Source organism: Nitrospira marina (assembly GCF_059568365.1).
Window position 1 is genome coordinate 3,234,728 of record NZ_JCANTH010000001.1, and the last position, 14,747, is coordinate 3,249,474.

At 53.7% G+C, this 14,747-nt stretch carries 16 protein-coding genes; 12 read left to right on the forward strand and 4 right to left on the reverse strand.

Features of this window, described 5'->3' with window-relative positions; translation table 11 throughout:
* The first annotated feature begins 272 nt into the window (after positions 1 to 272).
* Both LX98_RS13785 and pfp read left to right on the forward strand, forming a co-directional pair.
* A complete protein-coding gene (locus LX98_RS13785; protein ID WP_496429446.1) occupies positions 273 to 1,190 on the forward strand; it encodes a universal stress protein in 918 nt (305 codons plus the stop codon).
* A 61-nt stretch (positions 1,191 to 1,251) separates the two neighbouring features.
* Entirely contained in the window at positions 1,252 to 2,508 is a 1,257-nt protein-coding gene (gene pfp / locus LX98_RS13790) for a diphosphate--fructose-6-phosphate 1-phosphotransferase (protein ID WP_496429447.1), read from the forward strand.
* A gap of 184 nt (positions 2,509 to 2,692) precedes the next feature.
* Here pfp and LX98_RS13795 read toward each other — a convergent pair whose 3' ends face one another.
* The 4 genes from LX98_RS13795 to LX98_RS13810 all read right to left on the reverse strand — a co-directional run bounded on the left by LX98_RS13795 (position 2,693) and on the right by LX98_RS13810 (position 6,210).
* Entirely contained in the window at positions 2,693 to 3,046 is a 354-nt protein-coding gene (locus LX98_RS13795; protein WP_496429448.1) for a hypothetical protein, read from the reverse strand.
* An 80-nt stretch (positions 3,047 to 3,126) separates the two neighbouring features.
* Positions 3,127 to 3,771: a CBS domain-containing protein gene (locus tag LX98_RS13800; protein ID WP_496429449.1), complete on the reverse strand. Its 645-nt coding sequence runs from the start codon at positions 3,769 to 3,771 to the stop codon at positions 3,127 to 3,129.
* 111 nt (positions 3,772 to 3,882) lie between these two features.
* The gene (locus LX98_RS13805; protein WP_496429450.1) at positions 3,883 to 5,127 is read right to left on the reverse strand and encodes a pentapeptide repeat-containing protein; all 1,245 of its coding nucleotides are present in this window, start codon (positions 5,125 to 5,127) and stop codon (positions 3,883 to 3,885) included.
* Positions 5,128 to 5,301: 174 nt separating this feature from the next.
* The gene (locus LX98_RS13810; protein ID WP_496429451.1) at positions 5,302 to 6,210 is read right to left on the reverse strand and encodes a universal stress protein; all 909 of its coding nucleotides are present in this window, start codon (positions 6,208 to 6,210) and stop codon (positions 5,302 to 5,304) included.
* A gap of 486 nt (positions 6,211 to 6,696) precedes the next feature.
* On the opposite strand from LX98_RS13810, the gene atpD reads away from it, so the two are divergent.
* From atpD to LX98_RS13860, 10 genes are read left to right on the forward strand one after another with little or no spacing between them, the layout of a single operon-like run.
* On the forward strand, positions 6,697 to 8,175 hold the full coding sequence (atpD, locus tag LX98_RS13815) for a F0F1 ATP synthase subunit beta (protein WP_496429452.1): 1,479 nt from the start codon (positions 6,697 to 6,699) through the stop codon (positions 8,173 to 8,175).
* A gap of 37 nt (positions 8,176 to 8,212) precedes the next feature.
* Positions 8,213 to 8,617, forward strand: a complete 405-nt coding sequence (locus LX98_RS13820; protein WP_496429453.1) for a F0F1 ATP synthase subunit epsilon — start codon at positions 8,213 to 8,215, stop codon at positions 8,615 to 8,617.
* Positions 8,610 to 8,948, forward strand: a complete 339-nt coding sequence (locus LX98_RS13825; RefSeq protein ID WP_496429454.1) for an AtpZ/AtpI family protein — start codon at positions 8,610 to 8,612, stop codon at positions 8,946 to 8,948. The genes LX98_RS13820 and LX98_RS13825 overlap by 8 nt, the downstream gene beginning before the upstream one ends.
* Positions 8,941 to 9,252, forward strand: coding sequence for an N-ATPase subunit AtpR (locus tag LX98_RS13830; RefSeq protein WP_496429455.1), 312 nt, complete (start codon positions 8,941 to 8,943; stop codon positions 9,250 to 9,252). Before LX98_RS13825 ends, LX98_RS13830 begins: the two co-directional genes overlap by 8 nt.
* Positions 9,242 to 9,943 carry a F0F1 ATP synthase subunit A gene (locus LX98_RS13835; RefSeq protein ID WP_496429456.1) on the forward strand — a complete coding sequence of 234 codons (702 nt, stop codon included), beginning with the start codon at positions 9,242 to 9,244 and terminating at the stop codon, positions 9,941 to 9,943. Before LX98_RS13830 ends, LX98_RS13835 begins: the two co-directional genes overlap by 11 nt.
* A gap of 31 nt (positions 9,944 to 9,974) precedes the next feature.
* Positions 9,975 to 10,256, forward strand: a complete 282-nt coding sequence (locus LX98_RS13840) for a F0F1 ATP synthase subunit C (RefSeq protein ID WP_496429457.1) — start codon at positions 9,975 to 9,977, stop codon at positions 10,254 to 10,256.
* Positions 10,257 to 10,260: 4 nt separating this feature from the next.
* Positions 10,261 to 11,070, forward strand: a complete 810-nt coding sequence (locus LX98_RS13845) for a F0F1 ATP synthase subunit B family protein (protein WP_496429458.1) — start codon at positions 10,261 to 10,263, stop codon at positions 11,068 to 11,070.
* The gene (locus LX98_RS13850) at positions 11,063 to 12,616 is read left to right on the forward strand and encodes an alternate F1F0 ATPase, F1 subunit alpha (RefSeq protein WP_496429459.1); all 1,554 of its coding nucleotides are present in this window, start codon (positions 11,063 to 11,065) and stop codon (positions 12,614 to 12,616) included. The genes LX98_RS13845 and LX98_RS13850 overlap by 8 nt, the downstream gene beginning before the upstream one ends.
* Positions 12,613 to 13,545: a F0F1 ATP synthase subunit gamma gene (locus LX98_RS13855; RefSeq protein ID WP_496429460.1), complete on the forward strand. Its 933-nt coding sequence runs from the start codon at positions 12,613 to 12,615 to the stop codon at positions 13,543 to 13,545. Before LX98_RS13850 ends, LX98_RS13855 begins: the two co-directional genes overlap by 4 nt.
* Before the next feature lie 13 nt (positions 13,546 to 13,558).
* The gene (locus LX98_RS13860) at positions 13,559 to 14,428 is read left to right on the forward strand and encodes an ADP-polyphosphate phosphotransferase (protein WP_496429461.1); all 870 of its coding nucleotides are present in this window, start codon (positions 13,559 to 13,561) and stop codon (positions 14,426 to 14,428) included.
* Positions 14,429 to 14,747 lie beyond the last annotated feature (319 nt).

Here is a 14,747-nt window from a genome sequence, read left to right on the forward strand (position 1 = left end):
GATGAACCATTTGATTGGCGACATTTTATTTAGACCGGTCACGATCATCAATCATAGACGAACGCTGGTCCACCACATTGAGATACTCCATATGCATGATCCTTTGACGCGGTTGGGGCTCGATTGCCATTGGCTCCCCAGATTGAAGACCAACAGGTATCACCACCCATGAAAGCCTCCCCTAAACCATGCCAGGATATTGCAACAGATTCTTCTACCAGATTACACGGAGCCTCATCCCATAGTCTGGTGGGGTCCCCATAAAACAATACATGAAAACTTCCTCCGCGCCAGTGAAATCCAAAACTATTTTGATTCCTGTGGATGATTCGTCACAAGCAGAGGAGGCTGTTCGAAGCTTACAGGCTTTGTCTCCTCCAGAACGCGTAATGCTGCTCCACACCATTTCCATACCCCAACTCGCCTATCCAGGTACAGGGATGAGTATTGGTCATAATTTTTCCGGAGCCGCAGAAAAGGCGTTGCGGGAAGAAGGCGCTCGAATCCTCGAAAAAGCCGCCTCCCTCTTGCCACCGAAGTGCGGGAAGGTCTCTCAACATCTTGAAATTGGGATTCCCGCATCGGTCATTCTCGCGATGGCCGGACACGAATCGGTTGACCTCATCATCATGGGTTCGCGTGGGCTCGGGACCATTAAGGAACACCTGATCGGAAGCGTCTCGCACCGGATCGCAACCCACGCATCTTGCCACATATTTCTCGTCAAGGCTCCCGTTGTCCCCTTCAACAATATTCTTCTTCTCATCGAACATCCTCTTGATGCCGAATGGGCCATTGAGTTTCTATCCCAGAAGCCTTTTCGAGGCACTATTCATGTTTCCGTGCTGCATGTCATCCCTTTTGCCCAGCCTCTTCTCCCAATTGGCGCACTCTTACCTGATTCCTGGAAGAAGGAGCTCCGGAATGGAGGAGCCCGTTTAACGAAAGACGTCACGGACAAACTTTCAGGCCTGGGGTATTCCATAGAGAGAATAGTCGAACCAGGGGCTCCTTCCTCAGTCATTCAACGGCAGATCTCACGTCTTCAACCCCAATTAGTCCTCATGGGTCCTCCCGGTCGTTCACCGCTTCAACGACTGGCACACGGGAGTGTGTCTCATGCGACCATTCACCACTCCCCCTGTTCCGTGCTCTTGATTCGTGAACCGACTTCACACGCTCCGGCTTGATTACTCGAACGGGCTCTCCCTATGATGGTCTGCTATAATCTTAAGTGCGAGAAACGACACCATGGATTCCCCATCCCCTAAATTCGCCATTCTAGTCGGGGGCGGACCTGCTCCCGGCATTAATAGTGTCATTGAAGCCGCCACGATTCGGAGCCGTCTCTGTGGGGTGGAAGTGATTGGGATTGAAGATGGATTCCAATGGTTGATGAAAAGCGACCTTTCCCACACTCAAGCTCTCACCCGCGAAACGGTCAGCCACTTGCACTTCCGTGGTGGCTCGTTATTGGGCACATCTCGAGCCAATCCGACCAAACGCGGTCAAGATTTATCTACCACGTTGACCTCCCTGCAAAAACTGGATGTAACCGGCCTTATCACCATTGGCGGAGATGATACGGCCTTTTCCGCATTAAAACTGGCGGAACTGGCCAATGGGCAATTGCACGTTGTTCACGTTCCCAAAACGATTGATAACGATTTATGCCTTCCCCACGGCATGCCAACCTTTGGTTTTCAAACGGCCCGACACATGGGAGTCGAACTGGTCAAAAATCTCATGATTGACGCCCATACCACATCCCGATGGTATTTTGTGGTCACCATGGGGCGAAAGGCCGGACACCTGGCCCTAGGCATCGGTAAAGCGGCAGGGGCGACCCTCACCCTGATTCCTGAGGAATTCAAGGGGACCACACTCAAGCTTGGGCACTTAACCAACATTCTGGTGGGTGCCATGGCCAAACGTCTGGTCCAAGGCCGATCGGATGGCGTGGCGGTGCTGGCTGAAGGACTATCGGAGTTTTTGGATCAGGACGACCTCGCACTCTTAGGCGGAGTTGAACGAGATGAACATGGCAATATCCGGCTGGCGGAACTGGATATCGGAAAAGTCTTGAAGGAAACCGTCACTCAAAAGCTGAAACACTCTGGCATCAAGATCACCATCGTGTCTAAAAATATCGGCTATGAACTTCGCTGCGCCGACCCGATTCCGTTCGACATGGAATACACACGGGACTTGGGGTATTGCGCCGCCCAATTTCTTCTGGATGGAGAAAATGGCGCCATGGTGTCTATCGTGAACGGACGCTTTACCCCCCTGCCGTTTAGCGACATCGTGGACTCCGCCACCGGCCGCACCCGCGTGCGCATGGTCGACGTGGATTCGGAATCCTATAAGATTGCCCGTGCCTATATGGCCCGATTGGAACCGGAAGATTTAGCAAACATGGAGACCGTTTCGCAGTATGCGGAAACCCTAAATATGACCCCCGACCAATTTCGTAGCACCTTTGACGGGGTCGCCAATCCCTCCTGAACATTCACGACATTTTCTTCCCACTGACTCTTTTCGAAATGGCCATTCTCTCCCTAAAGGGCAGAAACTCCCACACATCCAAATCCTTGCATAGACCATGGGTTGGCCATAGGAGACTGAACGCTTAGACAAAAAAAAGGAGGAAGTGGCAAGCCTTGGCAAAGAAAAAAACAAGGACGTGTTGTTATTGATGCGTTTCGTGTTTATAGAGGGATTCCGACACATCCATCGAAAATCCTCCCTCATCCGTGAGCACCAACCCTCCATCCTGATCCAGACTAAATCTCATCGAATCCAAGAGAGCCGTCACCGGTAGTTGATACACAATAAGGGTCCCTGAGACAATCGACATGACCTTTGTGCGTAGATCGGACTTCTTTTGCATGTTTCCGCTAAACATATCTTTGACAAACGTATACCCTTTCACTTTGACGATCCCGGCTTCATAGATCATCACCTCTCCCACAAAAAACCGGGGGGTATCTTTTTCAAATAGTCGGCGATGGACGATTAACAGTTTCTCTCCTTGGTTTAGCATGCGTTTTCTCCTTTAACTCGGCAAAAGGATACGTGAGGAATTGCCCGCTCCCTCACCATTGGGCCGAGAATCTCTTTCGCTTATACCCATTGGTCAAAGTCAGGATGGGCGACCAGGGCACGCAGAATATCACTTCTGGTAATCATGCCCACTAAGCCCACGGATTCAGACACAATCGGCAATGCGCCAATGTGTTCCTCCAACAACACTCTCGCCAGTGCGCAAAGCTCGGCCTCCGGGGACGCGACTAACACCGGGCGACTGACCAGACCTTGGATAGAACCCCCCGCTGGTGTATTAAACTCCGTTGTCCCTGTAAGAATCGACTCTATGGTTCCCCGGAACAGATCCCGATCGGACAACATTCCAACCACGACGTCCTCTACGCCCAGAATAGGAATGTGTCGAAAACGCCTGGAATGAACCACAGCCCAGGCTTGGGCAAGTGAGGACGTCACAGGAAGCGTGACGACAGGGGAGGACATGATGTCCCTGGCAAGAATCTTTGCTCGAGAAGATTGCGTGAGCGAGTCAACCTGTTCATACAAACGGGCCGGCAAGGAAGATGGGCCGGCATTCTTCTGGGAAACCGAGGGAGGATCTTCATGTCCAACCTTCACCTGGCGGGATGGAGAGGCCTTGGAAATTTTCTCGACATTTCTCTGCCGGAACGAACCCGGCACATAGGGAATCCGCATGCCTCCCGGCTCAAATAGGGTGAACATTCCGACACTCCGTGTGTGGTGGCATGGATTCACACTCTATACTTGTGAATGAGATATTGCGCATGTTCCTTGAACCACCTTCACCGTTTTGTGAGGTCCAAATTTTCCTGCTCAGCGCAGGCACGCAGATGGTGCCAGCAATCCTTCCGGCAACCGGGTTCGTGCATCAACACAAGCCTGATTCAGTTGTGCCTGGTTTAAACCTTGGGCATACCGAATGGCCACACCCTCCAAACGCGTGCCCTGAAAAGAGGCTTTTTCGAGATTCGCTCCCCGAAGATCGGCCCCGTAAAACCTCGCCCCATCTAGTTTTGCCTCTTGCAGATTGGTACGGAACAACACGGCAAATTCCAGATTGCTCTGCGAAAGATCTGCTTCAACCAGATTCGCCCACGAGACATCGGCGCCTTCCAGATTTGCCTTCTGCAGATTTGCCTTCGCCATATAGGCTTCATCCAATGTCGCCCGCAAGAGATTGCTACTCGCTAAATTCGCCTCAAGCAAGTCGGCATTTTGAAAACTTGCCCCGGCGCAATTGGCTCCTTCGAGATTGGCCTGAAACAGGACGGCCCTGTCCAAATTCGCTTCGCGGAGATTGGCCTGCGTCAGCACAGCCTCATTCAGATTGGCTAATCCCAAATCCGCCCCGGACAAATCGGCCGAGCGAAGATCGGCTTCTTGCAAGTTGCTTCGGTTTAAATCCGCATCCAAAAGTTTGACATTGGCGAGTAAGGCTCGGTGAAAATTGGCTTCTCGACCATCGGCTCGAATAAGAGACGCCTCCGCCAAATTGGCCATTTCGAAATCCGCCCTGACCAGATAGGCCTCCTCCAAATCAGCGCCTCGTAAAACACCCAGGCGGAAACGGGACTCTGCGAGATTCGCTTCTCGCAAATCGGCTCCTGTGAAATTGGCCTGGGTCAAATCGGCTTTTCGAAAATCCGCCAACCGGGCCCTCGCACCGGAGACTTTGGCTCCGCGCATATCAACCGAGTAGAAAGAGGCTTCGGTGAGAATAGCTTTTTGAAAGTTCACATGGACTAACTTGGCCGTGGTGAATACGGCCCGCGTCAGGTTGGCCCCTTGAAAATTGGCCCCGCTCAAATCTTTTTCCCGAAAATCGACCCCGGCCAGATCGGCCCCGCATAAAACAGCCTGCACGCCTTTCGGGTCTTGATGATCGGCGAGCCATCGGGCATGTGCGGCAAACATCCGGGTCAGCGTCTCTCCCGGAACCTGTTTTCCGAGGAATGCCCCATGACAGTCCGAGGAGGTGTCTGTGAGGCCATCGGCCACATCCAGATGCTCCCCATAGGCTCCGTTGGCCATCAGCAATCCGATGAAGACGAATCCCATCTGCCATCCGATCCACCACCCTCTTGGTTTCACCGAGCTCACATGCGAATAACCTGTCTTTCTTCTGTTCAACAATATCCCTCCTTTATTTCCTTTATGTCGTGTAAGGTCCGAGCTTCATCAGATGGTCATCTATGAAGGCAGACAAAACATTCGGCGTTCATGCGATTGTGGTTAATGCCGGACGACCAGCACGGACGAAGGCGCATAGGCGCTCACCCATTCCGAGACACTTCCCATGGTAAACCGTTCAACACCCGTCAGACCCTTGGATCCCATGATCACCAATTGAGCGTGACAGGCTGGCACCGTCTCGACGATTTTCTCCCGTGGATTCCCCTGAAGACGTTCTCCCACCACTTGAAACCCTTCTTTGAGAAACAATTCTCGATATTGCTCAAGGGATTCCTGAGCATGCTTCCGAAGAGGAGCCACCAGGGTCTTCAGCCGTGATTTCGGGAGTATCTTCTTGGACGCATCCGTCAAGATATCGGGCACAACCGACACCAGATGAAGGGTCACCTCTTCAGGAGACAACCATTCTTTCACCTTATTTGCCGCGAACTTGGATGGCTTGGACCCATCCAAGGCGAGTAGGACGGAAGCCGGAACGTCGAGCGGACTCTTGACCGTCAGGACGGAGCAAGGACCATGGGTCAGAATCGTCCTTGAAATACTTCCAAGCAAATATCCCGGGAGATCGTTCATTCCGCGTGATCCCACAACCACCAAATCAGGGAGGCTTCGCTCGGCATAGGTAATAATCGAATCAGCCACCTGCCCTTTCACCAAGGCCGTCTTAATCGCCGCGAAGGGTTTCGTGGTGGCCTGGCTTAATGCCAAATCGATTCGGTGGGCACAACCCGTCAAGACCTTCTGACCCGCTGCCTCTAGTTTCCTAGAAATATCTTTGGTATCTGACTCATGTTTTTTGGGTCGCTTTCCCCCACCACCTCTCAAGATCCGTGGATCAACCGCGTGCAATAGCACCAACTCTTTTACCGAATGGCGAAACAGCTTGCCTATACATTCCAGGGCCCAGAGAGAAAACTCCGAGCCATCAACCGCACACAGAATTTTCATCGTCTGATCTCCTCAATCTTGGTCATAGGATATTTCCCACCAGACCTTTTTTCATAACGGTACATTCTGGTCCTCGCAGGAATCCTGCCAAGTTGTATCTTTTTCAACAAAAATTTTTGTCTCCAGAATTTTGAATTTTTATGAAAGGAAAATATAGGGCCCGTTCACTTCATCCCCACATGCCCTTTTTTGGGACTATTTCCCTTTATCATACTGTAGCTTTTTTCCACTTTTTCCCAAAAACAATTGTTTAAGTCTCACTCAGAACTGGCTCTCAGGGAAGGAACATGATCTGGCATTTTCTTTGCTGAGTTCTCTTATGAAGATGATGATCATCAGTACTTTTCTGACTGGTTGTTAACGTTGCCGGAACCCGTACTCCAAAATTTTCAGGACGGCAGATGTGGTGGTTTGGACGCTAAAGTGGCGCGCGTCAGAATTCAAACGTCCTGAATCAAAGCCATTCACCATCCCTAGAATCTTTTCATGGCTCCTAACCTCAATCACTCGAATCCCGGCACAGTCGTCTCGGTACGTGGAAGTGTGGTGGATGTCCGGTTCGATGACCATTTACCGCCCATTTACTCCTTGTTGCGCACCGGACAGGAAGGACGAATCGCCATTGAGGTGTTAGCCCAACTTGACACACATCGCGTGCGCGGCATTGCACTGACGCCCACACAAGGCCTCGCGCGCGGCATGGTCGTGGAGGACACCGGTGGGCCGCTGATGGCCCCGGTCGGTAAAGGCATTCTCTCCCGCATGTTCGACGTATTTGGAAATTCCATCGACCGTGAGCCGGCACCAACAGAGATACAATATCGCTCCGTTCATCGAGCCCCGCCATCGTTGGCCCGGCGCTCCACCAAATCCGAGATTTTCGAGACGGGGATCAAGATCATTGATGTGCTGTTGCCTCTGGAGCGCGGAGGCAAGGCCGGTCTGTTTGGTGGAGCAGGCGTGGGCAAAACCGTCTTGCTCACCGAGATGATTCACAATATGATCGGGCACCACCAGGGTGTCAGCATTTTTTGCGGGATCGGCGAACGCTGCCGTGAAGGAGAAGAACTCTATCGGGAAATGAAGGAAGCCGGTGTGCTGCCGAACATGGTGATGGTGTTCGGTCAGATGAACGAACCACCTGGCAGCCGGTTCCGTGTAGGCCACGCGGCGCTGACTATGGCGGAGTATTTCCGGGACGACGAGCATCGTGATGTCCTGCTGCTGATCGATAATATTTTTCGGTTCATCCAGGCCGGCTCGGAGGTTTCAGGGTTGATGGGACAGATGCCATCACGTCTGGGCTATCAGCCAACGATGGGGACCGAATTGTCCCGGTTGGAGGAACGCATCGCCAACACCGATTCCGGGGCTATCACGTCCATTCAAGCCGTGTATGTGCCTGCAGACGATTTCACCGACCCGGCCGCAGTGCACACCTTCTCGCATCTTTCCGCATCCATCGTGCTTTCACGAAAACGAGCCAGTGAGGGGCTCTACCCGGCCATCGATCCCTTGCAATCAAATTCAAAAATGGCCACGCCGGGCACGATTGATGAACGGCATTACCGCATTGCGCAAGACGTCCGGCGGACACTCGCACAATATGCAGAACTCAAGGACATCATCGCCATGCTTGGCTTGGAACAACTCTCCATGGCAGACCGCAAGGTGGTTGCTCGCGCCAGACGGCTGGAGCGGTTTCTCACCCAGCCGTTTTTCACGACAGAACAGTTCTCAGGCCTCAAAGGACAGCTCGTCAGCCGCAAGGACGCCCTGGACGGTTGTGAACGCATCCTGCGGGACGAGTTTAAGGATTACCCGGAACATGCCCTGTACATGATTGGCAAGATTGAGGATGCGCAGGAACAAGCGAGATCAGGCAAACCTCCCGTTCAAGACAAATGTGAATCGGACAACCCACCAACGGGAAACCCGACACCGCATGCAAAGTCCGAACGGTAGACGAAGCCATCGTCGATATCGCAACCGGAGGTCAGACATGCCGCCGAACTTCATGACGCTGAACATTCTTCTGCCGTTCAGGATTTTCACCCAGCAGAAATCGGTGATGCGAATCATCGCAGAAACCCGGGAAGGCTCATTCGGTCTTTTGCCGCAACGGCTTGACTGCGTGGCCGCCCTCGAGCCGGGGATTCTGACCTATGAAACCGACACGGAAGAAGAGAGGTACGTCGCCCTTGATGAAGGGGTACTGGTCAAAAGCGGTCCGGACGTGATGGTCTCCGTGCGCAACGCCATTGCCGGAACCGACCTCCACCAATTGCGCGAGGCTGTGGAACGTGAATTCCTCATTCTGGACGAATACGAGCAGAGCCTTCGCTCGGTGATGGCCAAGTTGGAAAGTAGCTTTGTGCGCCGCTTCGCGGATTTTCGCCATGACTGAGGACCCGGAAGAGAAGCCTCTCAGGGAAGAGACGCCCTTAGCCCGACAGGTCGGAACGAAAGCCGCGCGCAAACTCAAGGCGCAACGTCACACAACGCGGACCATCTGGTTTGGGTTGGGCATGATGGGGTTGATCGGCTGGTCGATCGCCATTCCGACACTACTTGGGGCGATACTCGGTCTCTGGCTGGACAAACACTATCCCGCACCACATTCATGGACGCTCACACTGCTCTTCATCGGCCTGATCATCGGCTGTGTCAATGCGTGGCATTGGGTGACCAGGGAAGACCGGGAGATACGAGCGGAACAGGAGAATCACGATGAGTGAAATCTTGCATCTCGGGCCCGCACTGTTCACAGGAATGTTACTTGGAGCGATGTTTTTCGGAGGTCTGTGGTGGACGGTTCGGAAAGGCCTGACCTCCACGCGGCCGGTTCTATGGTTCTCCGGCAGTCTGATCCTTCGAACGAGCGTGACCCTGGCTGGTTTCTATGTGATCTCAGACGGCCATTGGGAGAGGCTGCTAATATGCCTGGTTGGATTTACCATGGCGCGTCCGATCGTGACGCGGCTCACCCGCTCAGACGAAAAGCCAACCCGCCTGGCACAGGAGGGCGGCCATGCACCTTAGTCCGGACGACATCATATTCTGGCAATACGGCTTCATCAAGCTGAATGCCACGATTATGGTCACATGGGGATTGATGCTCCTGTTGGCTATTGGATCAACAGTCATTACGCGCCGCCTGGCCACCGGACTGACACGCTCTCGCTGGCAAAATCTCCTGGAAATTGTCGTCACCGCCATCCAGAACCAAATTGAAGAAGTCGGCCTGCCTCATCCGCACAGGTATCTGAGTTTTCTGGGAACGATCTTTCTCTTCATCGCGCTAGCCAGTCTCTGCACCATCATTCCCGGTTACGAGCCCCCCACAGGCTCCCTCTCAACCACGGTGGCCCTCGCCCTGTGTGTGTTTGTGGCTGTGCCGCTCTTCGGCATTGAGGAGCAAGGAGTCGGCAACTATTTCAAATCCTACCTGATGCCAACCGTCATTATGCTCCCGTTTAACATTATCAGCGAGTTCTCCCGGACGCTGGCACTGGCCGTCCGCTTATTCGGCAACATGATGAGCGGGGCCATGATTCTCGCCATTCTCCTGACCATCACGCCCTTCATCTTCCCGATCGTCATGAGCCTGCTCGGTCTGCTCACCGGGATGGTGCAGGCCTATATCTTCAGCATCCTGGCCACGGTCTATATTGCGGCCGCGACACGAACCCGACAGCATGAACTTCCACCCGATTCTGGAGCACCGGACTGACACACAACTCACAGCAACCCAAGGAGATCCTATGGACAGCATGACTCTAATCGCCATGGCATCAATAGTCACGGCCGGCCTCACCACCGGAATCGGTACCATCGGCCCAGCACTGGGGGAAGGAAGGGCAACTGCAGCAGCTTTAACTTCCCTAGCCCAGCAGCCCGATTCCGCCAACACCATCACCAGGACGCTGTTTGTCGGCCTGGCAATGATCGAGTCCACGGCCATTTATGCTTTTGTGGTCTCGATGATTCTGATTTTCGCGAACCCGTTCTGGAATCATGTCCTTGCCCAGGCCGCAGGAAAGTAAGACGATGCTCATCGACTGGTTCACCGTAGTTGCGCAGGCACTCAACTTTCTCATCCTGGTCTGGTTGTTGAAGCGCTTCCTGTACAAACCCATCCTGAATGCGATTGACGCCAGGGAAAAGCGGATCACCACTGAACTGGCAGACGCCGACGCGAAAAAAGCCGAAGCCAGGCAGGAACGCGACACATTCAAGCGTAAAAACGAGGAGTTCGACCAACAGCGTGCGGCACTGCTGACCAACGCCGTGAACCAGGCCACCACTGAACGTCAACAGCTCCTCGAGAACGCGCGGAAGGAATTGGACATCTTGCGCGCCCAGTGGCAGGAGGCGCTAAGGAGCGAACATCAAAGTTTAAGTGAAGAACTCAGCCGACGAGCACGGGAAGAAGTCTTTGCCATCGTGCGAAAAACATTGGCGGACCTTGCCACAACGAACCTGGAAGAACAGATGGCCGACGCCTTCGTCCGCCGATTGCACGAACTCAATAGTGTGGAAAGAGAGGGGCTAGAGTCGGCCTTCAAGGCTGCGTCCACTCCCGCAATCGTACGCAGCACCTTCCATCTGCCTGCAACTCAGCGTCAGGCAATTGAAGGTGCGGTCAAGAACGTGCTCGCGATCAACACCCAAGTCCAGTTCGAGACAGCCCCGGACCTGGTGAGCGGAATCGAACTCACGGCAAATGGACACAAGATTGCCTGGAGCATCGGGTATTATCTCGCGTCGCTTCAAAAAAGCGTCGACGACCTACTGAAAGTGCGTCCAAAAGCGGCAACAACACCCAAAGCACACCCCGAACAACCTACCAATGAATAACCCATTTGAGAACCTGCACAGTCTCTTCGACAAAACGTTCACTGGTATGAGCCACGCACGCGAAAGCTTCGCGCCCGGCATAACAGCCCACGAGATAGGGAGAATCACAAACGTCTCCACCGGCATCGCCAGGGTTTCCGGTCTTCCAGGCGTGGGGTTTGAAGAGGTGCTGAAATTTCCTGGTGATATGTACGGCATCGCCTTCAACGTCGATGAAGACGAAATCGGCGTCGTGCTCCTTGGCGACTACTGGCAGTTGCATGCGGGTGATGAAGTCGAACGAAGGGGACACGTCATGGACGTGCCGGTAGGCAACGGATTAATCGGACGAGTCATCAACCCATTGGGACGGCCTCTGGATGGCTACGGGCCTGTGGTTTCCACAGAGCGTCTGCCTATTGAAGGTCCGGCACCACCCATCATGAATCGTGCCCCCGTCACGGTGCCGTTACAAACCGGCATCAAGGTCATCGATGCGCTTATTCCCATCGGGCGGGGCCAGCGCGAGTTAATTCTCGGCGACCGGCAGACGGGGAAGACTGCCATTGCGGTCGATACCATTCTCAACCAGCGCGACCAGAATGTGGTCTGCGTGTATTGCGCCATCGGCCAGCGTGCGTCCGGCGTGGCCAAAGTCATTTCCACACTCCACGAACAAGGCGCGATGGAGTATACCGTCGTCGTCGTGACCGAAGGCAACGACCCGCCGGGTCTCGCCTATATCGCGCCCTATGCCGCAACCAGTCTTGCGGAACATTTCATGAACCAGGGTCGCGATGTGCTGATAGTCTATGACGACCTGACGCATCACGCCCGCGCCTATCGTGAGCTATCCTTGCTCTTGCGCCGCCCACCCGGTCGGGAAGCGTTTCCCGGCGACATCTTTTACATCCACTCGCGGCTTCTGGAGCGCGCCACCCATCTGCGCAAAGAACTCGGTGGCGGCTCCCTGACTGCCCTACCCATCATCGAAACCGAAGCACAAAACATTTCCGCCTACATTCCGACCAATTTAATTTCTATCACGGATGGACAGATCTACCTCTCACCCTCCCTATTCGAATTAGGGGTGCTTCCTGCGGTCGATGTCAGTCGATCCGTTTCCCGCGTTGGAGGCAAGGCACAACGGGCGGCCTACCGGGCCGTCGCGGGAAATCTCAAGCTGGCCTATGCCCAGTTTGAGGAACTGGAAACCTTCGCCAGGTTCGGCGCCCGGCTGGATGACGACACCCGGCAGATTATGGAGCACGGACGGCGAATCCGCGCCTGCCTCAAGCAGCCGGCATTCGCCCCGATATCCGTGCCCGCTCAAATCGCCTTGCTATTGGCGTTGACGGAAAAATTGTTCGACCCTGTGCCGCTTGACCAGATGACCAAGGCCGAACAGACTTTACACAAGGCGTCCCTCGACGTACCGCCGGAGGTGTGTAAACGATTGAAAGACGCAACCAAATTGAATGCCGAGGATCGTGAAACGATTCTTCGGATTGCCCGCAAAGCACTGGAAGAATTTCAACTCGTACCGGAACTCAAGGAGAAGGCATGAGCGACAGCATGGTCAATCTGCGTCGGCAGATTGACGGAGCGGGGGATCTCCAATCTGTTGTTCGCACGATGAAGGCTTTGGCCGCCTCGAGCATCGGACAATATGAGCAATCGGTGAGTGCTTTGGCCGACTATGCTCGGACGGTGGAACTGGGATTAAGCATCTGTTTCGGGGAAAACCCGGCGGTGGGCTTGATGGGAGAACAGGAGAGAACACGACAAACAGGTGCGATTGGCGCAGTCGTGTTCGGTTCAGACCAGGGACTGGTCGGTCAGTTCAATGAGGTGATCACCGATTATGCGGTCAAGACCTTGGCCGCTCGGCCTGGTCATCACAGTGTTTGGGCCATTGGTGAGCGCGTGCAGTCGCGCCTGGCAGATACAGGTCTGTCATCAGCAGGATTCTTTCCCGTTCCGAATTCCGTCAAGGCCATTCCCCCGCTTGTCGGAAAGATTCTCCTGGAAAGCGAAGCAGTTCATAGCCGGGGAAAGATCCACGAACTCCACCTCTTTTACAATCGCCCCACGTCGAGAGCGGTCTATGCGCCGGTCAATCAGCGCCTGCTGCCACTGGACGAAACCTGGCGAAGCGAGTTGGCCATACTCCCGTGGCCCACGGGCAATTTGCCGGAGGTCATCGGCAGTGGTGCAGCAACGCTACGGGCGCTCATTCATGAGTATCTCTTTATCTCCCTCTTTCGGGCATGCGCAGAATCTCTGGCCAGCGAAAACGCCAGCCGACTGACCGCCATGCAACGCGCCGAGAAAAACATCGACGAATTGATGGAAGACCTCAATCGGCACTTCCACCAGTTGCGCCAACGTGGCATCGACGAAGAACTTTTTGATGTCATCTCAGGCTTTGAGGCGCTGGTCGACAAACCAGCCGCCAGGGAAGGCCATTCAGGTACCTCACACATCGCACTATGAAGGAAGAACAATCATGAACATTCAGACCAAAGGGTTTCGCATAGCTGAAGGCACAACGGTCGATCTCAGCAAAAAGCCAACCAGGGTAAAGAATATCTATACCTCGAAAAAACAGTACAGGCAGATTCTCAAGAAACATATTGAAGAGCTCAGCGACCTGCAGCGACTCCTCTATGCGTCGAACCGTTATGCGTTGTTGCTTATATTTCAGGCTATGGACGCCGCAGGCAAGGACGGCGCTATCCGGCATGTCATGTCAGGAGTGAATCCACAAGGGTGCCAGGTGTTCAGCTTCAAACATCCCAGCGCTGAGGAATTGGACCATGATTTTCTATGGCGCACCACCCAGTCTCTGCCCGAACGCGGACGCATCGGTATTTTCAATCGTTCCTATTACGAGGAGGTTCTCATCGTGCGAGTGCATCCGGAGATTCTGTTGAGCCAGGGGCTGCCGGACGAATTGCTTGACGAAAAGAATCTTTGGCAAGACCGGTATCGCTCCATCATCGACCTGGAGAGCCATCTCTATCGCAATGGCACGCGAGTCATAAAATTTTTCCTTCATCTTTCAGAGGAAGAGCAGCGAAAGCGGTTCCTTCAACGGATTGATGAACCGGAAAAGAACTGGAAATTCAGCCTGGCCGATATAAAGGAACGAAAGTATTGGAAAGAGTATATGCAGGCCTATGCCGCCTGTTTGAGTGCCACAAGCACAGAGACCGCTCCCTGGTATATCGTGCCTGCCGATGACAAAAAGAACGCCAGACTCATCATTTCGAATGTGATGGTCGAAACATTGAAGAGTCTCAACATGAATTACCCGACCATCACCAAGGCGCGCCAGAAAGAATTGCAGTCAATCCGAAAACGTTTGGTGAAGTAAGAAAATTATACGGAAATTATGGCTCGAGCCCTTTGACGTCACGCTCAGGACAAGCTCTGGAAGACTCCGTGCCTCTGCCTTTCATCCTGAGAGAAATGCGGGATCTGGGCCCAGCCCAACCAGGCCATGGCTCAGCCGAATGCTTCGCGCCCCTGCTTTGAGCGGAGTCGAAGGGGTTCAGCATGACAATTCTGTTGCGGGTATTTCCCATCTGGTCTTCTTGTCATCCTTAAACCTTTATGGACCCCATCAGGATTCATCTGTTCAGAATGATGAGCGCTGTGGAGCGTAGAACCCTATATTTTGTATGATCCAGTAA